The following is a 21,910-nucleotide window of genomic DNA, read 5'->3' as shown; positions in this document are numbered from 1 at the left end:
CTCGCCGGCACGGTTCTCCTGATCGGAGCCGCGACCGGTGCCTATGTCCTGCACGCTCCCGCGCCAAGCCATGCGGCCTGAGCCCAGCGCCACACCCGCGGCCGCGCCGCCCGTTCCGGTGACGGCCGCGCATGCGCACAAGGGCGATGTGCCCATCGTGCTCGAAGGGCTCGGCACCGTGACGCCCATCAACACCGCGACCATCCACACCCAGGTCCAGGGCACGCTCGACAGCGTCGATTTCGTCGAGGGGCAGGACGTGAAACGCGGCGACGTGCTCGCAAAAATCGATCCGCGCGTGTTCGAGGCGCAGGTCGATCAGGCGGAGGCCGCCCTCGCCCGCGATCAGGCGAGCCTGAAGAATGCGCAGGTCAACCTCGCGCGGACGCAGCCGCTTGCCGCGCGTGGATTTGCCACCCAACAGCTGCTCGACACCCAGGATTCCCAAGTGGTGCAGGATCAGGGCACGGTCGCGCTCGACAAGGCGGCGCTGGAGGCTGCGCAGACCCAGTTGAGCTACACCACGATCACCGCGCCCTTCGACGGGATCACCGGCATCCGCCACATCGATCCCGGCAATATCGTGCATCCGACCGACGCGACCGGGCTTGTCATCCTCACGCAACTCCAGCCGATCTCGATCATCTTCACCCTGCCCTCGACAGACATTCCCGAGGTGCAGAAAGCGATCGCATCCGGCGCGGCGTCGGTCGATGCCTATGACGCGGTCAACACGCAGATGCTCGACCATGGCAGCCTGATGCTGATCGACAACCAGGTGGACGCGTCCACCGGCACGGTGCGGCTCAAAGCGTCGTTTCCGAACGAACGGAAGAACCTCTGGCCGGGATCGTTCGTCAACATCCATCTCACCGTCGCGCTCCGCCATGACGCCGTCACCGTGCCGCTGACGGCTGTTCAGCAGGGACCTGACGGCGCCTTCGTCTACGTCATCGATGACAACCATGTCGTGAGCGCACGCAAGGTCAAGGCCGGCCAGTCGCGCGAGGACAAAGTGCTGATCGACCAGGGCCTGTCGGGAAACGAAACCGTCGTCACCGCCGGTCAGTACCGGCTGAAGCCCGGGACGTCGGTCGAAGTCGTACCGGATAGTCGCAAGGACATCGTTCAGAACGCCACTACTGCAAGCGCAGGCATGCTGCCATGAGCATCTCCCAAGGTTTCATTCGCAAACCGGTCGCCACCGCCTTCCTCGCCATCGCCATTACGCTGATCGGCCTTGTCGCCTTCTCCCGCCTGCCCATTTCGGCCCTGCCGTCGGTGGACACGCCAACGATCCAGGTCACCGCGCAACTGCCCGGCGCCGATCCGCAAACCATGGGCTCGTCGGTCGCCACGCCATTGGAGCGCCAATTTGGGCAGATTGCGGGCCTGACCGCCATGACCTCGTCGAGCGGCTTCGGCAATACCGAGATCACCCTGCAATTCGCACTGAACCGCAGCACCGACGCGGCCGCTCAGGACGTGCAGGCTGCGATCAATGCGGCGGCCGGACAATTGCCGAAAACCATGCCGTCGCCACCGATCTTCCGGAAGGTCAATCCGGCCGACGTGCCGGTGCTCCTGATCGCACTGACGTCGGACACCGAACCGCTCACCAAGGTCGACGATTATGCCGACAGCATCCTGGCGCAGAAACTGTCGCAGGTGCCGGGCGTGTCCCTTGTCACGATCGGCGGCATGCAAAAGCCTTCGATCCGTGTCCAGGTCAATCCGGCAAAGCTTGCCGCGGCCGGCATCGATCTCGAGCAATTGCGCACGACGCTCGGCAACGTGACGGTCAACCAGCCCAAGGGCGTGCTTTACGGCAATCAACAGGCCTACACGCTCGCAACCAATGACCAGGTGCTGACCGCCAAGGGCTATGAAGATCTGATCATCGCCTATCGGAACGGCGCGCCGGTGCGGCTCCGCGACATTGGCCATGCCGAAGTCGCGGCGGAGGATTTGACGCTGCACGGCTGGTTCAACGACAAGCCGGCGGTGGTCCTCGCCATTCAGCGCCAGCCGGGCGCCAACGTGATCAACACGGTGGACGGCATCAAGAAGCTGTTGCCGCAGCTGGAGGCGGGCCTGCCCTCGGACATCAAGGCCACGATCGCATCGGACCGCACGCAGACAATCCGCGCCAGTGTCGCTGACGTGCAGTTCACGCTGCTCCTGACCATCGCCCTCGTGGTCGGCGTCATCTTCCTGTTCCTCCGCAATATCTGGGCAACCATCATCCCCGCGATCTCGGTGCCGATCTCGCTGGTCGGCACGTTCGGCGTGATGTATCTCCTGAACTACAGCCTCGACAATCTGTCGCTGATGGGTCTGTCGATCGCGGTCGGCTTCGTCGTCGACGATGCCATCGTCATGATCGAGAACATCTCGCGCCACATCGAGGAGGGACTGTCGCCGCTGGAGGCCGCGCTGAAGGGCACCGGCGAGATCGGCTTCACCATCATCTCGATCTCGGTGTCGCTGGTTGCGGTGTTCATTCCCCTGCTCCTGATGGGCGGCGTGATCGGCCGGATGTTCCAGGAGTTCGCGGTCACCGTGTGCGTTGCGATCGCCGTCTCCGTGCTTGTGTCGGTGACGTTGACGCCGACGATGTGCGCCTACTTGCTCTCCAGCCACGGCGCTGGCGCCGGCGTGGTATCGCGGACCCTGGAGCGCGGATTCGTGGCGATCCAGCGCGGCTATGAGGCTGTGCTGTCAGTTGCGCTGCGCTTCAAGCTCGCGACGATGGTGGTCATGCTTGCAAGCATCGTGGCAACCGGCGTGCTGTTCGCAGGCATCCCGAAAGGGTTCTTCCCCCAGCAGGACACCGGCATGATCACTGGCATCACCGAAGCCTCGGCCGACGTCTCACCGGCAGAGATGGCGCAGCTGCAACGGAGCGTGATCGACGTCATCGCAAAGGACCCGTCAGTCGCCAACGCCACGGGTTATATCGGTCCGGGCGGACCGACCGTGACTGAGAATAACGGCCGCCTATTCGTGCTGCTGAAGCCGCGCAACGAGCGCAGCTTCAGCGCCGACGATGTGATCCGGCAGCTCGATACCAAGCTCGCCAAGCTCCAGGGGATCGCAGTGTTCATGCAGGCGACGCAGGACATCAATCTTGCCAGCCGCCTGTCCAAGACCCAGTACCAGTTCACGCTCACTGACGTGAACCAGGACGAGCTCAACAGCTGGGGCGGCAAGCTGTTCGAGAAACTGAAAAAGCGGCCGGAACTCGCCGACCTCGCCAGCGACCAGGCCAATGCCGCGCGCCAGCTCAAGCTCAAGATCGACCGCGACGCCGCCTCCCGCCTCGGCATCGATCCCGCGGCGGTGGACAACACGCTGTACGACGCGTTCGGCCAGCGTCACGTCGCCCAGCTCTTCACGACGCTCAACACCTATTACGTGATCCTCGAGGTCGATCCGTCTTTCCAGTCCGGCCCCTACGCGTTGAACCGCATCTACGTCCGCTCGTCGAACGGATCGGTGGTACCGCTCAGCCAGTTCACGACCGTCGAATATGGCTCGGCGGCGCTGGCGGTGAACCATCAGAACCAGTTTCCGTCGGTCACGCTGAGCTTCAATCTTTCGCCCGGCACCGCCGTCGGCACGGCGGTCGCCGCCGTGCAACAGGAGACGGCCGCGCTGCATATGCCGTCGACCATCGCGACGAGTTTTCAGGGCAACGCCCAGGCGTTCCAGTCCGCACTCGCCTCCACGCCTGTCCTGATCCTGGCTGCGATCGTCGCGGTCTATCTGATCCTCGGTATGCTCTATGAAAGCACGATCCACCCGGTTACGATCCTGTCGACACTGCCGTCCGCCGGACTCGGTGCGCTCATGGCGCTCTGGACGTTCGGCTTCGGGCTCGACGTCATCGGGCTGATCGGGATCATTCTCCTGATCGGCCTCGTGCAAAAGAACGGCATCATGCTGATCGATTTTGCGCTTCACGCCGAGCGCCAACGGGGACTTTCGGCAGAACAGTCCGCGCTGGAAGCTTGCAAGGTCAGATTCCGTCCGATCCTGATGACGACCATGTGCGCGATGCTCGGCGGCGTTCCGCTGATGATCGGCACGGGGACCGGATCGGAATTGAGACAACCCCTGGGCTTCGCGATCGTTGGCGGTCTCATCGTCTCGCAGCTCCTGACGCTGTTCACGACGCCGGTGGTCTACATCTACCTCCAGAACGCCAGCGACTGGTTCGCCCGCAAGCGCGCGATGCGCCGCTCTCCTCTGCCAGCTGTCAAACCGGAGCTTGCGCGATGAGCCCCAGGACAGAGGATGGCACAAAGGCTCGAAGCGGCACACCGTCCGTCGGCACGCGCATCGTTCCGGAGGTCTCGGCTGCGTTTTGGATCAACTGGGTGCTCGCGGCCATGGCTGGCGAGATCGCGGGCCATGCACTCAATCACATCTACCTTCACCGCTCGGGAAGGGTGATCGTCGCGCTTATGATGTGCTTTCTTGCGATGTCGGTATTGCAGGGGGCGACCCGACGGCTTCCGCGGATGATCTTTTGGTCGGCCGCATTCTTGCTGAATCTCTTAGCTGCGGTGCTGGCTCGGACAACCGACATCTCGATGGGGGGTGGCGACATCGGCGCGATTTTGCTCGTCGCCATTCTTCTGATCTTCTCATTCGTGATTTGCTATCGCCTCAGGGGAATTCTCCCTGGCCCGACGCAGGAGCTCGATATCCGTGGCTTCTTCTGGGCCACAGCACTGCTCACCCAAGCCCTCGCCAACACATGTGCGGACTGGATCGCCGACCCCGGCGGCCCGTCGTCGCGCGCGGCTGTCGCCGCAATCGGGCTCGGCATCGCGTCGACCATCGGGCTCTATTTGTACACGCACGTACCGCGCTCGGTATTGTTTTGGCTTGCTTTCGTTCTGTCGGGGACCGGCGCTGCGCTCGGAGGACACTTCGCTACGCGCAACTTAAGCCATCTTCTTTAATCATCTGCTTGGCGAGCCGCACACGCGGCGAACCACATTTAGGCTTATACAATGGAAAAGTCAGGACCGTCCCCTTCGCCGGCCGGCGGTCGATCCTCGGACAACGAGTTCCGGGCGGAGCACGACGTGCTGGAGTTCGGACGAGCCGCTCTTGATCGCGTCAAGGAGCATCTTGGCGGCAATCCGGCCAATTTCCCTGTGCTTGAGTCGTACCGTGGTGAGCGGGGGCGAGACCACGTCTACTATGGGCATGTCGTTATGGCCGACGAACGAGACAACCTCCGGGCAACGCAGTCGCCGCTCCTTCAAGGCATCGAGGACGCCGAGGGCGAGCAGATCGTTGGAGGCTACAGTTGCGGTGACAGCGCGCGTCGATTTGTTCGGATGCGTCGCCACTTGCACACCTTCCGCGCGGCCGTAGGCAGAGGATCCGCTTTGGAGCAACATCGGGGCAAAATAACACCTCTCTATGCACCGCGTCTGGCTAAGACCTATCGCGGCGGAACTTTCATCCGCCAGATATCATGAGATTCTCCTGACGCTCTTCAAATCCGGGATAGAATTTGAACGTATGACCGTTAGGTCATGAGGCCGAAGGCCGGAATGAAGCGACAATCGCGGCTAGGGCACGTCCCAGATCAATCGAAGCGAACCGTCCTTTTTGTACGCCAAGGCAATCCAGCAGCCATACATGCGCACTTGATTTCTTTCACACGGGAGAGGTCCAAGGTTCGATCCCTTGTGCGCCCACCATTAAAGCAAGAGAATCAGTGACTTATTTGACCATCTCCCGCCGCGTGTGCCCGGGAAATCTCGGGGTACAGCCGGGGCACGGACGAGATGTGATTTGATCACGCGCCCGACGGAATTTCGCGCTCGCAGAAGTCGCAGGAGGTCAGCATGACGTTGCGGACGCGGCCCCTATGCGCTTGTTCCGGCGGGAACACGTGGTGATCAGGCGCGGGCCCGCAGCTCCCGTCGTCACGCCGGCTTCCACCATGCGCGCCGGCCTGTTGTTTATGCCGGGCACGGGCGAGCGGCCGAACCGAAGCCGGGTCGCCTATGGCCGAGTCAACACACCTACTCCGAGAGCTTTGACCACCTGGCGGTAACCCACTTGCGACGAACCAGTCCCTCAGGTCCAGCACCAATGTGAACATGGGCTGGGTCGAAGGTGCTGGCGTGAGTGGGCCATGGCAGAATTTGGTTCTTCGCGGCGAGTATCTCTACATCCACCTGCCGAGCAGCAGCTTCACAACCCCATCAAATAATGCAACCTGTGGACTGCCGACGCCTGCTCCTTCACTTTGAGCCCAAGCGATCTTGGGCTGAACGTTGCGCGGGTTGCAGGTCCTACAAGTTCGGCGGCCCGGTTGTCGCCAAATGCTAGGTGCATCGCATGCCGACAAACGAGAAGGCCCTGGCATCACCGGGGCTTTTTCGTCCTCAGACAACATTGCCTCACCCGAATGCGCTGTGCGACGGCGGCTCAGGTGGTCAAATCTGGAACCGGGAGTTCCTGCGAGCCATTGTCACCTGCTGGCACTGAGCAGGCCTGCTCCCTCCCCGTACCCAAAATAAAGAGTGCCCAGCGCGCTCTTGTGTGCACTTTCGGACGGTAGGTTCCTGAACGGGAACGTTAAAGGAGCGCTCGCTTGTGAATCAGTGAGAAGGCGCGATGCGTTCGGAACAACGGAAGAAAGGCGACGCGCCCGACAACGATCTGCTGCGATCACTTCGCGCTCAAGACCTCAAGGTCCTGCGACCATACATGGAAGAGATGATCGGGACAAAGGGGCAAGTCCTCTACCACCCAGGCGACACAGTGGAGAATGTCTATTTCCCTTGTGGTCCCACCTTGGTTTCCTTTGCCGTCACGGCTGATGATGATCGAGAGATCGAAGTACTCCTGATCGGACGCGAAGGCGCCGCGGGCGGCGCGGTCAGTCGCGGCCTTTTGCCAGCCTATTCTCGCATCACAGTCAAGATGGCCGGTCCATTGGTCAGGCTCCCTGCTCGCAAGTTGCATGAGGCGCAGCAAGAATCTCATGGGCTCCGCCAACTGCTCACGAAGTATGGCGATTGCTTTGTAGCGCAGTCATTTCAATCGACTGCCTGCAACGCGGCGCATTCCATCGAGCAACGCGCCGCGAAATGGCTAATCGATCTCGTCGAACATACCGGCGAGCCTTTCGTTCCGCTCACCCATGAGCAGTTTGCAGGAATACTTGGAGTGGGTCGAAGCTATGCGAGCCGCGTCCTACAGGACTTCAAAGCTGCCGACGTTCTCGAGACCGCTCGTGGCACCATTACCGTCCGCAATCTCCAAGCACTTCATCGCAGATCATGCTCATGCAACAGGTGGGTCAAGAAGCACTTTGCTGAAGTTTTCGCGGGAGCCCAAAGATAACGACGTCTTGCTACTCGCGGCAGCGTTCTGTTGTCATTCTGAGGATAAACACGGGCGTCTCCTCGCTGAACACACAAAGTGTCCACTGATCACCTGGTCGCAACCCGTTCTCAACATCGCGCACCAGCCGGAGTGCAGCATCCCAGGCCGCTTCATCGCTCTTTAGGAGCTCGCCAGCCTCATCCGTGTGAGGGCGACTTCCCTCAAAATGAAAGTAGTACCTCTGCATTGGCCGGCAAATGCATTACCGCCGGAGATGTTCCGCCAGGAACCGGTGCGCCTCTCTCCCGCATCGGTTTGGGACGGATCGCTTAACTCGCCACTTCGGGCCATACGCTCCGGAACAGCTAGGCTGACCTTGGCGTGTTCTTCAGGTGAACGAGGGCGCGACGGCCGACGGGGGTCAGCTCGCCGAGGGAAGTCTTTCCTGCACGCCCCGCGTGCATCAATTGCTCGGCGATATACTTTCGGCTTTCGTGATCCCCACCATTCGGTAATTCCGCACAGACCTGTTCCAAGACGACGTCCATGTTCGCTTGAACTCGTTCCTCAAACTCGCTCATGCCCTGCCTCTCTATAGCGACCAGCAAAGGGAAGCTATGTCGGCTTTCCCCGCAGGTACAGGGCATTGCCTTAAAGGGGTTAAGGGCCCCCTTGTGTGCAAAAGTGAACTCACAGTTCGACATAGTAGAAGTCGGCCTGCGGGCGAAACAATCGCGCGCCAATGGAGTCATCTTCAACAAAGGAGGACGGGAGCGGCTCAGATGGACGAGCGGGCGAAGCTGGAGCACCAGATCGAACTGGCCACAAAGGCGGCCGCCTATATTCGGGACGAGAGCACTGCCACCCGCTTGAGACGGTTTGCCAACGAACTAAGGCAAAGGCTTTTCCCGTCCACTCGCCATCAACAGATCAAGATGCGAGCGCATGAGCTCTGGGAGCACCGCCGGCCGCCCTGCGGGGCGCGACCTGGACTTCTGGCTTGAGGCGGAGCGGGAAATCAGGGGGCGATCCGACGAGACATCCGCCTAGAGATCGCCCGCGTGCTCAGACGCGGCTGGCTCGAGCTACACCTATGTGAGGTTGGATTAACCCAAGCTATTGCTCGCGGATTCGGGATCTGATCCCCTCAGTCGGGGAGAATCACATGCGTGAGCAAACTGCGGGGATTGAGCCGGCGGTGATCGATTTGCGGCCCCGGTGCGAGGATTGCCACGTCGTGACGTCCCTGCGATCGACGATCCTCGACCCGCACAACGGCCGCCAGGTTGCCGTCTACCAGTGCTCGAACTGCAGCCGCCTCGTCTGGATGGATCAGCACTGAGCTAGCCCCGCAGTAGGAACCGCTGTCGGATTGCCTTGGGCTGGCTCGCCGCCGAGCCGACGGAGCGGCCCCTGCCATACCCCTAGCCCCTGCGAGCCGGGGCCGTCTCTCCTTCCGTTCGATGGCCCTCTCGGCCGAGCCGATCGACGGCCGCACCCACATCGAGAAGATCAACGCACCCCTACACCTTAAAGGCAGTTCAAGGGGGGCCGGCAGCGCCTACGCCTTCGAGAAGGACGGATGCTTAGCGAGCGGGCTTGCGTAAAGCTGCTCGCCCTCGCCGAATATCTCCTGGCCAGTATGGAACGTCTCCGTTTCGGATGCTTATCCGGGAAATGAACGAGTCGAAGCTGACGAGGCGGAGGCGCGGTCATGAAGCGCCACCCCTTGAGCAAGTCGTTCGGCAATGGAGCGGGCCACGTTCTGCGCCAGCACAACAGCGCCGTGCTGCTATTCAGCTGGCGCGGCAAGCCCGACGGATCGGCCCGCTACGTCGAGCGCGTCAATCGCTACGCTCGCAATGGTGTGGAATATCCCACCCTTGCCGCCCTGATCCGCGCGGTGGAGGCCGAGCACGCTCAGAAGGAGCACTGAGATTGTGCGGGAACGATCAAGCCGCAAATGAATCATGATAGCGAATCTCGTCAAACTGGGAACTGCGATGGGATATGTTGCGTACGCGTTCGATGCAGCAGGCGTTGCTCGCGCTGGACGACGTGCTCTACGGCCAGCTCGGCCTCGCGCCGCGTGGCGAATTCTCCGATGATCGTGCTTTCCAAGGTTGTCCTCCGCGCCAGGGATCGTAAGGCGGACAACCGGCCAGCGAGGTCGAGAGTTCCTATAGCCAGTCCGGCGGCCTTCCCCCGATGAACGCCGCGCGCGATGCGCTGGCGTTCAGCAGCAGAAACAGCGCCCGCTCGGCCTTGTACCTCGCGGCCGCGCGGCTGCACTCTGACCCCGACATCAAAGTTTCTCCGCCAGCCCCGCGCACGGCCCACTTCCACCGGCCGCGGCCGCGCGGCTTCAACTTGATATCGTAGCAACTCGGATGTTCGGTCGCCGTGCCGGGCGGCAGCAGGGCATTGATGTCCACGACGTTGTCGGCGGGGGCGGTCGTCGGCCGCATCGCTTGCTCCATTCTGAAGACGAGGTGAGGGAAGGCCGCGCGGAGGATCCGCGCGGCCGGCGATCGAGGTCCTTGCCCTGTGTCCGGTCAGGCGGCCCTGGATTCGATCTGGGTCACGTTGCTGGAAGCGGCGCTGTTGATCTCGATGCGGCGCGGCTTCATCGTCTCAGGAATCTCCCGCTGCAGGTCGATAACGAGCAGACCGTTCTCGAAGCGGGCGCCCTTGACCTCGACATGATCGGCAAGGGTGAACTGGCGCTTGAAGTTGCGGTTCGAGATGCCACGGTGCAGGAAGGTCTTGCCCTCCTTGTCCGCCTTGCGGCCCTCCAGCGTCAGGACGTTCTGCTCGACCGTCAGCGCGACCTCATCTGGCGTGAAGCCGGCGAGCGCCACCGAGATCTGGAAGCGGTTCTCGTCGAGCCGTTCGATGTTGTAAGGGGGGTAGCTCTCTTCGCCCACGCGCTGGGCGGCTTCGGCGAGGTCCAAGAGACGGTCGAAGCCGATGGCCGACCGAAAGAAGGGCGAAAAATCAACAGTGCGCATAGCCAGATCCTCCTCGGAGCAAAATGGTTACGAGCGGCACCGGACACGACCGGTGCCCGTCTCAATTTTGGCGGGACCCTGACGGCATCCCGATCGTCGTAGGACGACGCCGAAAGAATCTGGAAGTCCGGAGAGACTTTCAAGGGGCCGCCGCGAAATTTTTAGCAAGGACTTCGGAGGGTTAATCAAGCGTTGCCGGCCTATTCCCTGGCCCGGTGCAGCGTGTCCTGGAGCCTTTCTCTTTCCCTCTTCCAGCGGGTGTCTTCGGCCTTGATTCCCTTCTCGATATCGCGCCGGCTTCGAGGCCTTCTTCGTGCTCCCGCTGCGCGGCGTCCAACTCGCCCTATCCATTCGAGGGCAGCGTAACCTACTCGCGCGAGCGATAGGGCACTCTCATCTGAAATGGTCCCGGCTTCGAGGTCGTTGAGAAATCGAGCCGGACTAAAAACCCTCGGTCGTCGCGCCGCGGTCTTAACCTCCAAAAGCGTCCCGCCTAAGATCGCCTAATTTGCCCGATGAGCTCCTGAGGCTCGGGACCAGCCGCCTCGCGGGCTCGCTGCTACTGCAGGAGGTGAAGCCGGTAGCAATCGCTGGCCCCGGAACATTTGCGCAAAAACCTGGAAGGTGCGGTCTTGCAGGGCGATGAATACCATCCATATGCCATCTAGAGGGATGGAAGGAGGATGGTAATAGCGATGTCCAGTAACGTGCACGAAATCCGGCCAAGGCCCTCCGATTCTGAGAAAATCACGATCAACCTTGGCTTCGTCGATCTCGGTCAGGTCGACTTGATGGTGCAGGAGGGCTTCTACTCGAACCGTACTGATTTCATCCGGACCGCCATCCGCAACCAGCTCGAACGCCATGCCGACGTGGTCAAGCAGTCCACAGCGCGAAAGAGCCTTGACCTCGGGCTGCGCAACTACAGCCGTGAAGATCTCGAAGCAGCGCGGCGGGCGGGCGAGATGCTTCACATCAATGTTTTGGGTCTTGCGACCATCGCGCAGGACGTCACGCCGGAGCTTGCGCGCGCGACGATTGCATCGGTCTCGGTGCTAGGAGCGCTGCACGCCAGTCCGGCCGTCAAATCTGCTCTCGCTGACAGAACGAGGTAAGGCCATGCTGAACCAGGACATCATTCGCGAAGCCACACGCCTCACTCGCTCGGGCCACATCGTCGAGGCCACCGCGCTGCTCCAGCGCATGCTTCGGGGGGATCATGCTTCGGACGCAACCACACCGGCAACCGGTCATCGCACCCTTGCTGCAGGACGAGAGCCGCCGACCATCGACGCCAAGGTAAATGCTGCCGAAACGAGGCGTCCGCGTCGCACGGCCGGGCCGGCCGTGGATCTCGCCAAGAGCCTCGAAGGGCTCGGACTGAGCGGATCGCTGAGGCGCGCTCCGCCTTCTCTGGCGGACATGGTGCCGCACGGCGCCAGGTTCATCCAAGGCACCTACGCAAACGCCGCGGGAAGCCGCTCCTACCGGCTCTTCATCCCCAGCGGGTATCATGGCCAGGCCATTCCGCTGGTGGTCATGCTCCACGGTTGCACGCAGTCGCCGGAGGATTTCGCCGCTGGCACGCGGATGAACTTCATCGCCGAAGAACAGACCTGCTTCGTTGTCTATCCCGCGCAGCGGGCGGAAGCGAACCAGGCGAAATGCTGGAATTGGTTTCGGCCGGCCGATCAGCAACGCGGTGGCGGCGAGCCCTCGCTCATCGCCGGCATCACCCGCCAGATCATGCGCGACCATTCTGTCGATCCGGAACGCGTCTACGTCGCCGGACTGTCCGCCGGGGCCGCGGCCGCGGCCGTCATGGGTTCAACGTACGGCGATCTGTACGCAGCAATCGGCATACACTCCGGACTGGCCTGCGGGGCCGCCAGCGACCTTCCCTCCGCGCTCATGGCCATGAAGCAAGGCGGCGGACCTGACGCAATGCCGAGCGACGGCCCGCCGGTGCCCACAATTATCTTCCACGGCGATCGCGACACCACCGTGCATTCCAAGAACGGCGATCGAATCGTCCGACAGTCGATCGGCGGATCCCGCACGAAGACGAAGGTGCTTCGCGGGCGGGTACCTGGAGGGCATGCCTACACCCGCACGGTCCACACCGACGCCGGCGGCCGCGAAATTCTCGAACACTGGGAAATCCACGGAGCCGGACACGCATGGTCCGGAGGCAGTCCCGCCGGCTCCTACACCGATCCGAACGGACCGGACGCAACGAGAGAAATGCTGCGCTTCTTCCTCGGGCATTCGCTCCCACCGGGGTGGAATTGAGTGGGGCATCCGCTTTTCGTCTCGGGACGGCGCACGTCGCAATCGTTCTCCATCGAACGGGAGGAGCCTTTGCACCAGCGGGCGCGGCGGGGACGGCACCGCTCCACTAGGGGAGTCGATGACCCGCTCGCTTGTTTTCACGAAGAAAAGGTGGCCCTCCTAGGCGAAAGTTGGCGTCCCCTGCGCCGGGCGGTCCATCCAGATCAGCCGACTAAGGCCCGTCAAGCCAGCAAGTCGAGTGCGTTCTCGAGCGCGGCTCCAGCGGCGGTGTTGTCCAAGATGCACCAGGTCTCATCCGACGATGACGCAAAATTCAGCCGAGTCTTCAGCGTTCGAAGAAATGCCCCGTCGTAAGCGGAGTAGTAAATGCGCGGAGCTCCATGCAGTCGGAAGTAGCGCAGGCCCAGCCACCCGCCCGGCAGGTCGGCCTCGGGCGCCCGCGCCGGATCCGCAGCGACGCGGCAAATCCGGCGCTCGTTGAGCCAAGCACCGACTTCGGACGTGAACCAACTGGCATGACGTGGCTCGCAAACGAGAGCGGCTGAGCTTCTATCCCGCAATGCGCTGAATAGCACTTCAGCATCGGACTCAACGAACGCTCTGCGCGGCGCAAACTGAACGAGCAAAACCCCTAGCTTCGCGCCAAGTCCGGCGCTCTCTTCGATGAACCGGTCGAGTTCACTCAGCGCAAGCTGCGAGGAATGAGTGACTGACTTCGGCACCTTCACCGAAAAGCGGAAATCATCCGGTGTCACGTCCGCCCATTTCTGATAGGTCGAACGCCGGTGTGGTCTATGAAATGACGAGTTGATCTCGGTGGCGTTCAATACCCGTGCGTATCGCTCAAGGTGACTGCCTGCCCCGCCAACCCTTTCCTTGCAGATTTGCGGAACATTCCATCCCGCTGTGCCGAGCCGCAGTTCAGCCTGACGTGCGCGTCCTCTTCCATGTCGGTCCGTAATTACCGTCACCCGCGCCTTTCACAACATCACGCCGACTTCCGCCGCACCCCCGCCGTCGGTTTTTTCGCGGCGGCCTCCTTGGCCGACTTCTTCCCGGTTATCGGCATGAGCATTTCCTTCTGACCGGCTGAGGCCTTCTTCGGCCTCTTAGCGGGCTTTGCCTCTTTCGCTGGCGCGGCTTCCCGACCCACGCTCTTGCGCAGCGCGTCCATCAGATCGACGACGTTCTCGCCCTTCGGCCACTCCGTCGGACGGATGACCTTGCCGGCCCGCTTCTGATGAGATCGACGAGGGCGCTTTCGTAGTGATCCTCGAACTTCTCCGGATCGAAGCGCCCCGCCTTCTGATTCACGATGTGCTTGGCGAGATCGAGCATGTCTTTAGTGACCTTCACTTCCTGGATCTCGTCGAAATACTCCTGCTCGCTCCTGAGCTCGTAGGGATAGCGCAGCAGCGTGCCGATCAGGCCCTTGTCGTGCGCCTCTAAGGCGATGATGTGCTCGCGGTTGGTCAGCACGACGCGGCCGATTGCGACCTTGTCCATCTCGCGGATGGTCTCTCGGATCACTGCGAAGGCGTCGTGGCCGACCTTGCCGTCCGGACGCAGATAATAGGGGCGGATCAGGTAGCGCGGCTCGATGTCGGTCTTGTCGACGAACTCGTCGATCTCGATGGTCCGGGTCGATTCCAGCGCGACCTCTTCGAGATCCTCCTTCGAGACCTCGATGTACTGGCCCTTGTCGAGCTCGTAACCCTTGACGATGTCCTCGTTCGGCACCTCGTCGCCGGTGTCGGCGTCGACCTTGAGGTACTTGATGCGGTGGCCTGTCTGCAGGTTGAGCTGGTTGAAGCTGATCTTCTCGCTCTCGGACGTGGCCGGAAATAGCGCCACGGGGCAGGTGACCAGCGAGAGCCTCAAAAAGCCTTTCCAGTTGGCGCGCGGGGCCATTTGCGCAGAACTCCAGTTCAAACGGCTCGGACTCAAGACGAACAGGCACGACCGGTTCCGACATGTCCGACAGTGCTCCCCAAGATTCATCCGCGCCCGCCGCTGCGCCATGGGAATTCCGTAGAGGATCCTTGACTCTTTTAGAACGAAAAGGGAACAAAATCCGATGAACGCTACCTCAGAGCAGGCCGTGCCGGTCCCCAGCGACCCTGAGGCCGCCGCCGACCAGGCCATTGCCGCCTGCGGAGGCGACGCCCGGGAAGCCGTGAACGCCCTGATCGTGGCTAACGACTTCCTTGAGGCCCACCTGGGAGAGCTCCGAAGGTCTCGGCGGGGTACGCCCGGGGACGGCTGCCAGGGTCGCGCGAGCAGAGAGGTGGCCCAGATGACTGATGTGACCTACTTCGTCGCTCTGCCGTTCGTTTTCTCCGGACGGGTGGCCGCCGGCGAGGCGGTCGAGTGCCTCAGCGCCAACGCCGCGGTCATGCGGGCCGAGGCACTGTCCCGGAAACCCGGTCATGCCGGGGCCGTCGCGTTCTCCCGGACCGGCGACCCGTCGAGCGGCGACTTCAGCGACGCCAGGCTGATTCGGAAGTTCGGCGATGTGCCCGACGACCTGAGCGCGCTGTGAAGCTCGACTGGGTGCGCAACGAAGTCACTCGCATGCGCGGTCATCCGGCACGTCTCGACGCCGAGTCCGACGGCTACTTTCGCCCCGACGGCGCCTGGGCATTCGAGTCGGTCGGATTCTTCTGCTTGTTGGCCTCATGATGCCCGATCACGCAGCCTGCTGCAGCGCCGAGCTTGCCGTGTCCGGCCATGTGCCCCGCGATGCCACCGACGATGGCTCCCTTGATGCAGCCCTTCCCTTCCGCCGGCGAGAACGACGCGAGCGCGAGCAGGCACCAGACGGCTAGGATCGGCTTCATGGTCTCCCCCACTTCTGCATTTGTCCGCCGGATCAAGTCGCTGGAAAGAGGCCCGTTGCGGGAACCGTCGCGAACTGACTCAGGCGGCGTCGCGACCACTTTGCGAGGAGACCGGCGAGAGGGCGGCACGGCGGAGCCGCCCCTCTTCCTCGAACCCGCACTTGGGACATCTGAAGGCGATCTCGCGCTGCGAGAACGTGTCCTTCCCGGAGCCGATGGCCATCGGCCATGCATCGCATCGGGGACACTTCACCAACGGGTCGTTCGTATCCAGCATCGCTACGGCTCCCTAATTTGTAGGTCCATAGCCCGCCAACCACATGCAGGAGATGCCGTTCCGCGCGGGACGCGCAGGACTGACATCGCGCCAGACAGGCCCCTCCGCGCGACGCACGGCTCGCCCGCTGTATATCGATGGCCGTGCATCGTCCGCAGGCGGAGCGAGCCCGGTCGATCCTGGCGAAAAGCCCGTGAATCGCTTGAAATTCGGATACCTCGTGGAGCCTTTGTGTGAGAGACACGGAGCCTGGACGAAGCAACTTCCGACAGTCGATGCAACCGACCCCGCCCTTTAGAGCTTGGGGTGAAGCAGAAGTGTCCGCAGTTTTTCGCTCAATTGCTCGACGGAGAACGGCTTACCGAGTGCGGGCGCATCCCGGAACTCCTCCTCCAGCGGAGGTCCGCCATAGCCCGTGCTGAACAGGAACGGGATTTTTCGATCACGCAAGATGCGAGCTACGGGAAAAACACGCTCTCCAGCGAGATTCACGTCAAGGAGCGCCAGATCGAAGGATGTCTTTGTCGCGAGTTCGCAGGCCTTTGATACGTGCGCCGCTGAGGCGACCACCTTCAATCCCAATTCCTCGAGCATGTCTTCGATCATGAGGGCGACTAAGCCTTCATCTTCGACGAGGAGAACTCTGATACCCGAGATCTCAGCCATTGGATGCCGGAAGCATAATGGGAAAAACCATGCGGCAGCGTGCGCCCTCTGGTTCGAAGACCAGATCGAACTCGCCCGCCAGGTCATGCTCTATGCAACGCTCCATCAGCCGGGTGCCAAATCCACGCCGCTTGGGAGGCATAACCTGTGGTCCCCCACGTTCGAGCCATTCGCACTCGAGCGTGCTTTGGTCGTCCCTGCCCACCCGCCAGGTGAGTGACACTGATCCATCCGGCACGGACAGCGCGCCATATTTCGCCGCATTGGTCAGAAGCTCGTTGAAGACCATAGTGACACTCAGCGCCGTGCGCGCGTCCAGATCGACCTGCGGCCCTTCCGTCTCTACCCGCCCGCCGGACACCGGAGCGACGATATCATCAACCAACTTTTCGAAAGGAGCATCCTGCCAGTTTCGCTGAGTGAGCAGGTCGTGCGCCCGGGCAAGCGCAAGGAGCCGTCCCGTGAAGGTCGGCAAAAACTCTTCCGGATCAGCGGCATGGCGCGCGGTCTGGCTCGCCAGAGACTGCACCGTTGCCAAAGTGTTTTTCACACGGTGGTTCAACTCGTCGATGAGGACCTTCTGAGCGTTCTCAGCGCGCTTGCGCTCGCTGATGTCGACCAGCATGTTGATAGCCCCGACCAGGTTGCCCGCGGCATCTCGCAGCGGCGTCGGATAAGGAATGAACGGCACGCGTCCGCCGTCCGGGCGCTCGGCCACTGCCTCGGCACCGCGAACCGGTCGGTTTTCCCGGAGCGCTACGGCCATCGGGCATTCATTGTGCGGCAGCGGCGAGCCATCAGGCCAATAGAGTTTCCAGGTCACGCACCACTCGTCGCCCGGCTGTGGCGTTCTCCCAGCCATCTCCACCGCCGCGCGATTGTAGAAATTGATCCGGCCCTTTGCATCGGTCGTGTAGATCGCAGCCGGCAGCGCCTCGAGAAGATCTCGCATGCGCTGCTCCCCTTCGCGCAGACGGTCTTCCAGCTGTTTGGTGGCGGTGACATCCTGGGCAACCCGTACACCGTACAGAAAGCGACCTTCCGTATCGCGGACCGACGAACTGAAAATATCAAGATGCCGCATTGACCCGTCGGGCCGGAGTGCGCGCTTGCGAATGGTGTAGTTCGCGATGTCGCCGCGTACCTGCCGCGCGTACAGCTCGGCATCCTCGGCTTGGTCTTGGGGATCGGTGTAGTCGAAGAACGTCAGTCGGAGCAACTCATCGCGTGAGCGGCCGGCGATACGGCAGAGAGAGTCATTCACCCGCAAGAAGCGGCCGTTCTCGTCGGTCTCGGAGATTCCGACGCTGGCCGCCTCATAAGTTGCAGCAAGCCGAGCTTCACTGGCTTGTCGAGCTTCCTCAGCAGCATGCAATTTGCTCACGTCAATGGTGAAGCAACGCGTGTTGGCGAACTTGCCCTTCACAAAGCGGCTGTTCGATGTAATCAGCACATGCTTGACGGAGCCGTCACGCGCGCGAAGCCGGGCCGGATAACGGTCGAGCCGCTCGCCGCATGAGAGGCGCTGAAGGATATCGCCGATAATCGGAGCGTCGGCATGGAACTCCGCAACATGGCGGCCGATGTACTCCTCGGATCTGTACCCCAGCATGTCCAGTTCGGCTTTGTTGGCGCGAAGGATGATCCCTTCGCTGCTGACGATATGCAGGCCCACGGCACCGTTCTCAAAAAAGTCCTCCAGATCCTGCGTCTTCCGGCGGACTTCCTCCTCGACCTGCTTCCGGCCCGTAATGTCCTGGAAGCAATTGATAGCGCCTTGGATTCGGCCTGAGTGGTCGCGCAAGGCGCGGATATTGACCAAGGCTGTTAACCGAGAGCCGTCCGGCCGCGCCATCATCACCTCGGCGTTGCGCGTCGGCGCACCGAGACGAACGGCCGTTGCCATCGGACAGTCGCTGTGGGCGAGCGGCGTTCCATCGAGAAGATAAAGTTGATGGGAACCGCAGAAGCGCTCCTTCCTGGCGATATCAGGTGTTCGTCCCCAAAGTTGAACGGCCTCGGCATTGTAGGCTACGAGGATCCCCTCGGCGTCACAGAGGTACACCGCACCGGGAATGGCATCGAGAGCGGCACCACCGGCAGCGACCAGCGCCTCGAACTCCGTGGGCTGACGACGAGCGGAGAGCGGAAATTCTTCGACATTCGACATGGAGACTGCTCTCGGGGCCAGAGGCGGAGGGCCCGGTCCGAACCGGTTGTTCGAGAAAGGATATGGGTGGACGCCCCCATCGGGCCGCCGAACCCTCCTCAACGTCCCTAGCGGCAAATTGTTCCTGAGTAATTCTCAGCATCGGCACGAACGGACGAACGACCGCCCCGCAAGCTGGCGCATGCCCCGTCAATCGGAGATCCCTCGACATGTCCTGCGCGTTACTTGCCAGCGTGGTAACGGGTGGTCGAGTTTCAAAAAACAGATGCGGTTTTCAACCTTCGCAACTCCAAAGCTCTGCTTGGTCCAGCACTTCGCGTTCCGCTCGGAGCCAAAATTCGGCATCTCTACCCTGCGGCCGCCCCGCACGCTCCCATAGCTCGTACGCGCGTCGTCTGGTCTCGTCTACCAAGCCCTCAAGTTTCAGTCTCCGAAGTCTGCCGCTGATCTCACCAGCGAGCACTTCGAGACGCTTCGCGGTCGTCTCATCGGTTATGAGCGCGACTGCCCGACGAGCCAATCGAAGCTGATGTTCGAGCCGCCGAAGTTCGGACAGGTGATCGATCAATGCACTTTGCATAAACCGTAACGGCCTCAGGGATTGTCCGGTGTCTTAAGCTCGTGGCTGAGGCTTTCTTCCTTCAGGCGTTGCTCCGCCTCGTACCAGAACTCATCTATTCGGCCCTCCGGCTTACCGGCTTCCTCCCAAAGCTTGTAGGCGCGGGCACGTACGTCATCCAAATCAACTTGGGACATGTTGCTAATCCTCCCTTGCTGCACGTCAGCTGCCACACGTACTGTCCGCCAGGACCAGAACTCCCAAATTGCGAAAGAAACCTGTGTGGCGGTGCGCAGTTCCCCAGCCGGCCAGACCTACGCAGGTGGGTAACCGCCACGGGGCCGCGCGGCTGGGTCTCGGTGTGAACGAGACGAACCTGATGCATCCGACCATAGGAACGATGGTCCAAGGCGAGACTTGGCTCTGCATGCGTTTCCGACGCATAGGCTCTCCGATGGATAGCCCGAGCGGCCCCAGCCCTGGGCCAATGTCCAGGCCTGGGGTCGTTTCATTGCATTCATAAGGAGGCCCGCCAAGATCAGCCACCCCCCTTAAAGCTTGCCTGCTGTCTCTACGCCGGCCCCTTTCAGCTCGCCCAGCACTTCTGCTTGTTCGCCAGCGACGGGCAAATCGCGTTAGCTTGCGTGGTGCATTACTCCGGGTGATCGTGTTTCGCTCCATGCCGTATGCGAAGCGGCACATTGATTACCGTCAGGTCTTCATCCGCCGTTCGGAGCAGCCGTGAGCGCAACCTGGTCGCCCGATGCGTATGCAGAAGGTGCTGGTACCATCGATCCTTCACCACGTCTGGAATCAAGACTGCAATCCGCTTGCCCGGATGTTCGGTTTTGATCTCATTGATCAACTTGACCATGGGGATCTGCAGGTTTCGATACTGGGATTGCAGTATCACGAGTCGGGGCGGCGACATCCCTGCTCGGCTCAAAGGCTCTTGCAGTTGAGTCCGCCAGCGTTCTTCCAGTCTCCGCCGCTCTTCTTGCTGATCCGGCCCAGAGAGCTTTAGAAGATGGATCGCTGTCACGTCCGGCGAGATGCTCATCGCGAACATCAGGGCGTTCTCGGTCAGCTTGGTCCAGCTCTCGAACGCCACCACGGCAATCGGTGCGCTCAACGTGCTTAGCTCAATGGGCGCTGCGGCACGAAGCTCATCGAAAAGCTGATCGTAATAGCTTCGTATGCCCTTGAGCAGAACGATGACGATCGGAAGCACCAGAATTATAATCCAGGCCCCTTCAAGAAATTTTGCAGCCACGATGACGATCAGAGCTAGGCCTGTCGTGAGCGCTCCCGCCGTGTTCAAGGCAAGATGGGTCTTGTTTTCCCTGCTTGAATGTCCGGCCGCTATGCTCCTGCGCCAATGCCAAACCATCCCAGCCTGGGACATCGTGAACGTCAGGAAAGCACCGATTGCGAAGAGCGGGATCAACCTGTCGGTAATCCCTCCGAATGCAGTCAACAGAATTCCGGACGTCACAGCCAGGTAGAGGATCCCGACATCGAAGACCAGACGGCGGCCTGCGATGGCGAATGATTTCGGCAGAAAACCGTCTTCAGCGACAACCCGGCACAGGCGAGGGAAATCCACGAAGCTGGTATTGGCCGAAAAGGCCAGCACGCAGAGCAGCGATCCTATTGTCGTGTAATAAAGAGCGCCTTCCCCCACCACCGCGGCTGAGATCTGGGACAGGACGCTGCGATATCCGTCGTGCTCTTGAGACATCGCACCGATCCCATAGGCGCGGGCGAGAAACGCGATCCCAAGCAGAAGCACGCCCAGAATAACGACGATGGCGGTCAGGGTTCGATGCCCGTATTTCACTGCGGGCTCCCGAAAGGCCGTCATGCCATTAGAAACGGCTTCGACGCCAGTCATGGCGGTGCAGCCGCTGGCGAACGCGCGCAAAAGCAACCACAGCGTCGCCGCCTCGGTGGCCTCCCCCATTGCTGGCGGCGGCACGACCGCTTGTGGATGACCGCCGGATGCGAACCCGCGAAAGACACCTAGAATAAGAACGAAGCCGAAGCTCACAACGAAGAGGTAGGTTGGGACCGCGAACACGCGGCCGGCATCCAAGGTGCCGCGCAGGCAACCGAGACGTTGAGGACATAATCCACCATCAGCGCAGCGGCGGCCAGGAGACTGGCGTTCGTGCCGAGATTGTCTCTCGCGACAATGTACGCACCCCCGTTACTGGGATAGGCGCGTATCGTCTGCCAGTATGAAGCAAAAAGAATCGCCAGCAGGGCCACTATCGGCAACATCACCCAGCCGATATACGATGTCGCACCCGCTCCGAGCGGAATCAGGATCGAAAGCGCGGCTTCGGGTCCATATGCGGACGAGCCGAGCCCGTCCAGTCCCATCGCCGGCAGCCCTTCGAAGGCGCCGATTTTCCGCTCGTTGAACTCGCGATTGGCTAACCGTCTGCCAAGAATGAAGTCGAGTACGCTCACCGAAGTATCCAGAAGCAAGAGACGAAACGACGGTCTCTTAAAAACGGCTGTCTTTGTTGTTTCGCCAGCCCCGCCACATCGTTCTCCGGATCGGCTTCCTTCATTCGTAGCTTCACTACCCTGCGCGCCCGGTCGCGGGCCTGTGGAGTTTCGCTCCTGGGCGAATGGTCTGTGAACCCATCTGATGCGGCGGTGAACGTTCCTCGTGTTGGCGGAGGCATGCGGACGGGTCAGCTGGCGGCTGCTTCGAAGCAG

25 protein-coding genes and 1 pseudogene are annotated in these 21,910 nt (G+C 61.7%); 11 read left to right on the top strand and 15 right to left on the bottom strand.

Annotated features, from left to right (window positions below; translation table 11 throughout):
* The first annotated feature begins 70 nt into the window (after positions 1-70).
* From ACVWY3_RS05175 to ACVWY3_RS05165, 3 genes are read left to right on the top strand one after another with little or no spacing between them, the layout of a single operon-like run.
* A complete protein-coding gene (locus ACVWY3_RS05175) occupies positions 71-1,168 on the top strand; it encodes an efflux RND transporter periplasmic adaptor subunit (RefSeq protein ID WP_456837491.1) in 1,098 nt (365 codons plus the stop codon).
* A complete protein-coding gene (locus tag ACVWY3_RS05170; protein WP_456837490.1) occupies positions 1,165-4,284 on the top strand; it encodes an efflux RND transporter permease subunit in 3,120 nt (1,039 codons plus the stop codon). The genes ACVWY3_RS05175 and ACVWY3_RS05170 overlap by 4 nt, the downstream gene beginning before the upstream one ends.
* Positions 4,281-4,973, top strand: coding sequence for a hypothetical protein (locus tag ACVWY3_RS05165; protein ID WP_456837489.1), 693 nt, complete (start codon positions 4,281-4,283; stop codon positions 4,971-4,973). Before ACVWY3_RS05170 ends, ACVWY3_RS05165 begins: the two co-directional genes overlap by 4 nt.
* 60 nt (positions 4,974-5,033) lie before the next feature.
* Here the strand turns inward: ACVWY3_RS05165 and ACVWY3_RS05160 are convergent, their stop codons facing one another.
* A complete protein-coding gene (locus tag ACVWY3_RS05160) occupies positions 5,034-5,369 on the bottom strand; it encodes a substrate-binding domain-containing protein (protein WP_456837488.1) in 336 nt (111 codons plus the stop codon).
* Positions 5,370-6,651: 1,282 nt separating this feature from the next.
* Here ACVWY3_RS05160 and ACVWY3_RS05155 point away from each other — a divergent pair.
* Positions 6,652-7,383: a Crp/Fnr family transcriptional regulator gene (locus ACVWY3_RS05155; RefSeq protein ID WP_456837487.1), complete on the top strand. Its 732-nt coding sequence runs from the start codon at positions 6,652-6,654 to the stop codon at positions 7,381-7,383.
* A gap of 10 nt (positions 7,384-7,393) precedes the next feature.
* Here ACVWY3_RS05155 and ACVWY3_RS05150 read toward each other — a convergent pair whose 3' ends face one another.
* Complete coding sequence (locus tag ACVWY3_RS05150) at positions 7,394-7,612, bottom strand: DUF6894 family protein (protein ID WP_456837486.1); 219 nt, start codon at positions 7,610-7,612, stop codon at positions 7,394-7,396.
* Between the two features lie 118 nt (positions 7,613-7,730).
* The gene (locus ACVWY3_RS05145; RefSeq protein WP_456837485.1) at positions 7,731-7,946 is read right to left on the bottom strand and encodes a hypothetical protein; all 216 of its coding nucleotides are present in this window, start codon (positions 7,944-7,946) and stop codon (positions 7,731-7,733) included.
* 364 nt (positions 7,947-8,310) lie between these two features.
* Between ACVWY3_RS05145 and ACVWY3_RS05140 the strand changes: the two genes are divergently transcribed.
* The 4 genes from ACVWY3_RS05140 to ACVWY3_RS05125 all read left to right on the top strand — a co-directional run bounded on the left by ACVWY3_RS05140 (position 8,311) and on the right by ACVWY3_RS05125 (position 9,513).
* Positions 8,311-8,415: a DUF2934 domain-containing protein gene (locus ACVWY3_RS05140; protein WP_456837484.1), complete on the top strand. Its 105-nt coding sequence runs from the start codon at positions 8,311-8,313 to the stop codon at positions 8,413-8,415.
* Positions 8,416-8,530: 115 nt separating this feature from the next.
* Positions 8,531-8,707, top strand: coding sequence for a hypothetical protein (locus ACVWY3_RS05135; protein ID WP_456837483.1), 177 nt, complete (start codon positions 8,531-8,533; stop codon positions 8,705-8,707).
* A gap of 372 nt (positions 8,708-9,079) precedes the next feature.
* Complete coding sequence (locus tag ACVWY3_RS05130) at positions 9,080-9,301, top strand: hypothetical protein (RefSeq protein ID WP_456837482.1); 222 nt, start codon at positions 9,080-9,082, stop codon at positions 9,299-9,301.
* A gap of 74 nt (positions 9,302-9,375) precedes the next feature.
* Positions 9,376-9,513 carry a hypothetical protein gene (locus tag ACVWY3_RS05125; RefSeq protein WP_456837481.1) on the top strand — a complete coding sequence of 46 codons (138 nt, stop codon included), beginning with the start codon at positions 9,376-9,378 and terminating at the stop codon, positions 9,511-9,513.
* Between the two features lie 32 nt (positions 9,514-9,545).
* Here ACVWY3_RS05125 and ACVWY3_RS05120 read toward each other — a convergent pair whose 3' ends face one another.
* Together ACVWY3_RS05120 and ACVWY3_RS05115 are read right to left on the bottom strand one after the other, a co-directional pair.
* On the bottom strand, positions 9,546-9,833 hold the full coding sequence (locus ACVWY3_RS05120) for a hypothetical protein (protein ID WP_456837480.1): 288 nt from the start codon (positions 9,831-9,833) through the stop codon (positions 9,546-9,548).
* An 87-nt stretch (positions 9,834-9,920) separates the two neighbouring features.
* The gene (locus ACVWY3_RS05115) at positions 9,921-10,376 is read right to left on the bottom strand and encodes an Hsp20 family protein (RefSeq protein ID WP_456837479.1); all 456 of its coding nucleotides are present in this window, start codon (positions 10,374-10,376) and stop codon (positions 9,921-9,923) included.
* A gap of 695 nt (positions 10,377-11,071) precedes the next feature.
* Here ACVWY3_RS05115 and ACVWY3_RS05110 point away from each other — a divergent pair.
* A complete protein-coding gene (locus ACVWY3_RS05110; RefSeq protein WP_456837478.1) occupies positions 11,072-11,491 on the top strand; it encodes a CopG family transcriptional regulator in 420 nt (139 codons plus the stop codon).
* Between the two features lie 4 nt (positions 11,492-11,495).
* Entirely contained in the window at positions 11,496-12,668 is a 1,173-nt protein-coding gene (locus ACVWY3_RS05105; protein WP_456837477.1) for an extracellular catalytic domain type 1 short-chain-length polyhydroxyalkanoate depolymerase, read from the top strand.
* A 221-nt stretch (positions 12,669-12,889) separates the two neighbouring features.
* On the opposite strand, the gene ACVWY3_RS05100 is transcribed toward ACVWY3_RS05105, so the two are convergent.
* Together ACVWY3_RS05100 and ku are read right to left on the bottom strand one after the other, a co-directional pair.
* Positions 12,890-13,495, bottom strand: a complete 606-nt coding sequence (locus tag ACVWY3_RS05100; RefSeq protein WP_456837476.1) for a DUF72 domain-containing protein — start codon at positions 13,493-13,495, stop codon at positions 12,890-12,892.
* A 161-nt stretch (positions 13,496-13,656) separates the two neighbouring features.
* Positions 13,657-14,579: pseudogene (ku, locus tag ACVWY3_RS05095) on the bottom strand (non-homologous end joining protein Ku).
* A gap of 385 nt (positions 14,580-14,964) precedes the next feature.
* Here ku and ACVWY3_RS05090 point away from each other — a divergent pair.
* Positions 14,965-15,210 (top strand): hypothetical protein, encoded by a 246-nt coding sequence (locus ACVWY3_RS05090; protein WP_456843293.1) that lies wholly within the window; start codon positions 14,965-14,967, stop codon positions 15,208-15,210.
* 73 nt (positions 15,211-15,283) lie between these two features.
* Here ACVWY3_RS05090 and ACVWY3_RS05085 read toward each other — a convergent pair whose 3' ends face one another.
* From ACVWY3_RS05085 to ACVWY3_RS05050, 8 genes are all read right to left on the bottom strand, one after another.
* Positions 15,284-15,508, bottom strand: coding sequence for a hypothetical protein (locus tag ACVWY3_RS05085; RefSeq protein WP_456837475.1), 225 nt, complete (start codon positions 15,506-15,508; stop codon positions 15,284-15,286).
* Between the two features lie 79 nt (positions 15,509-15,587).
* Positions 15,588-15,785, bottom strand: coding sequence for a hypothetical protein (locus ACVWY3_RS05080; protein ID WP_456837474.1), 198 nt, complete (start codon positions 15,783-15,785; stop codon positions 15,588-15,590).
* A 294-nt stretch (positions 15,786-16,079) separates the two neighbouring features.
* The gene (locus ACVWY3_RS05075) at positions 16,080-16,451 is read right to left on the bottom strand and encodes a response regulator (protein WP_456837473.1); all 372 of its coding nucleotides are present in this window, start codon (positions 16,449-16,451) and stop codon (positions 16,080-16,082) included.
* A complete protein-coding gene (locus ACVWY3_RS05070) occupies positions 16,444-18,621 on the bottom strand; it encodes a PAS domain-containing sensor histidine kinase (protein ID WP_456837472.1) in 2,178 nt (725 codons plus the stop codon). Before ACVWY3_RS05070 ends, ACVWY3_RS05075 begins: the two co-directional genes overlap by 8 nt.
* 274 nt (positions 18,622-18,895) lie before the next feature.
* Entirely contained in the window at positions 18,896-19,201 is a 306-nt protein-coding gene (locus ACVWY3_RS05065) for a DUF2934 domain-containing protein (protein WP_456837471.1), read from the bottom strand.
* Between the two features lie 14 nt (positions 19,202-19,215).
* Positions 19,216-19,377: a DUF2934 domain-containing protein gene (locus ACVWY3_RS05060; protein WP_456837470.1), complete on the bottom strand. Its 162-nt coding sequence runs from the start codon at positions 19,375-19,377 to the stop codon at positions 19,216-19,218.
* A gap of 455 nt (positions 19,378-19,832) precedes the next feature.
* Positions 19,833-21,260 (bottom strand): APC family permease, encoded by a 1,428-nt coding sequence (locus ACVWY3_RS05055; protein ID WP_456837469.1) that lies wholly within the window; start codon positions 21,258-21,260, stop codon positions 19,833-19,835.
* Entirely contained in the window at positions 21,227-21,655 is a 429-nt protein-coding gene (locus tag ACVWY3_RS05050) for a hypothetical protein (RefSeq protein ID WP_456837468.1), read from the bottom strand. Before ACVWY3_RS05050 ends, ACVWY3_RS05055 begins: the two co-directional genes overlap by 34 nt.
* Positions 21,656-21,910: the final 255 nt, after the last annotated feature.

The sequence above is a fragment of the Bradyrhizobium sp. USDA 4486 genome, assembly GCF_054057995.1.
Note: the sequence above shows the minus strand (reverse complement) of the source record. Positions and strands in the feature narration are given on the sequence as shown.

What these genes read in the sequence shown, in the direction of transcription:
- ACVWY3_RS05175 (WP_456837491.1), top strand. Translation starts at nt 71, where the DNA reads ATGCGGCCTGAGCCCAGCGCCACACCCGCGGCCGCGCCGCCCGTTCCG.
- ACVWY3_RS05170 (WP_456837490.1), top strand. Translation starts at nt 1,165, where the DNA reads ATGAGCATCTCCCAAGGTTTCATTCGCAAACCGGTCGCCACCGCCTTC.
- ACVWY3_RS05165 (WP_456837489.1), top strand. Translation starts at nt 4,281, where the DNA reads ATGAGCCCCAGGACAGAGGATGGCACAAAGGCTCGAAGCGGCACACCG.
- ACVWY3_RS05155 (WP_456837487.1), top strand. Translation starts at nt 6,652, where the DNA reads ATGCGTTCGGAACAACGGAAGAAAGGCGACGCGCCCGACAACGATCTG.
- ACVWY3_RS05150 (WP_456837486.1), bottom strand. Translation starts at nt 7,612, where the DNA reads ATGCAGAGGTACTACTTTCATTTTGAGGGAAGTCGCCCTCACACGGAT.
- ACVWY3_RS05145 (WP_456837485.1), bottom strand. Translation starts at nt 7,946, where the DNA reads ATGAGCGAGTTTGAGGAACGAGTTCAAGCGAACATGGACGTCGTCTTG.
- ACVWY3_RS05140 (WP_456837484.1), top strand. Translation starts at nt 8,311, where the DNA reads ATGAGCTCTGGGAGCACCGCCGGCCGCCCTGCGGGGCGCGACCTGGAC.
- ACVWY3_RS05135 (WP_456837483.1), top strand. Translation starts at nt 8,531, where the DNA reads ATGCGTGAGCAAACTGCGGGGATTGAGCCGGCGGTGATCGATTTGCGG.
- ACVWY3_RS05130 (WP_456837482.1), top strand. Translation starts at nt 9,080, where the DNA reads ATGAAGCGCCACCCCTTGAGCAAGTCGTTCGGCAATGGAGCGGGCCAC.
- ACVWY3_RS05125 (WP_456837481.1), top strand. Translation starts at nt 9,376, where the DNA reads ATGTTGCGTACGCGTTCGATGCAGCAGGCGTTGCTCGCGCTGGACGAC.
- ACVWY3_RS05120 (WP_456837480.1), bottom strand. Translation starts at nt 9,833, where the DNA reads ATGCGGCCGACGACCGCCCCCGCCGACAACGTCGTGGACATCAATGCC.
- ACVWY3_RS05115 (WP_456837479.1), bottom strand. Translation starts at nt 10,376, where the DNA reads ATGCGCACTGTTGATTTTTCGCCCTTCTTTCGGTCGGCCATCGGCTTC.
- ACVWY3_RS05110 (WP_456837478.1), top strand. Translation starts at nt 11,072, where the DNA reads ATGTCCAGTAACGTGCACGAAATCCGGCCAAGGCCCTCCGATTCTGAG.
- ACVWY3_RS05105 (WP_456837477.1), top strand. Translation starts at nt 11,496, where the DNA reads ATGCTGAACCAGGACATCATTCGCGAAGCCACACGCCTCACTCGCTCG.
- ACVWY3_RS05090 (WP_456843293.1), top strand. Translation starts at nt 14,965, where the DNA reads ATGACTGATGTGACCTACTTCGTCGCTCTGCCGTTCGTTTTCTCCGGA.
- ACVWY3_RS05085 (WP_456837475.1), bottom strand. Translation starts at nt 15,508, where the DNA reads ATGAAGCCGATCCTAGCCGTCTGGTGCCTGCTCGCGCTCGCGTCGTTC.
- ACVWY3_RS05080 (WP_456837474.1), bottom strand. Translation starts at nt 15,785, where the DNA reads ATGCTGGATACGAACGACCCGTTGGTGAAGTGTCCCCGATGCGATGCA.
- ACVWY3_RS05075 (WP_456837473.1), bottom strand. Translation starts at nt 16,451, where the DNA reads ATGGCTGAGATCTCGGGTATCAGAGTTCTCCTCGTCGAAGATGAAGGC.
- ACVWY3_RS05070 (WP_456837472.1), bottom strand. Translation starts at nt 18,621, where the DNA reads ATGTCGAATGTCGAAGAATTTCCGCTCTCCGCTCGTCGTCAGCCCACG.
- ACVWY3_RS05065 (WP_456837471.1), bottom strand. Translation starts at nt 19,201, where the DNA reads ATGCAAAGTGCATTGATCGATCACCTGTCCGAACTTCGGCGGCTCGAA.
- ACVWY3_RS05060 (WP_456837470.1), bottom strand. Translation starts at nt 19,377, where the DNA reads ATGTCCCAAGTTGATTTGGATGACGTACGTGCCCGCGCCTACAAGCTT.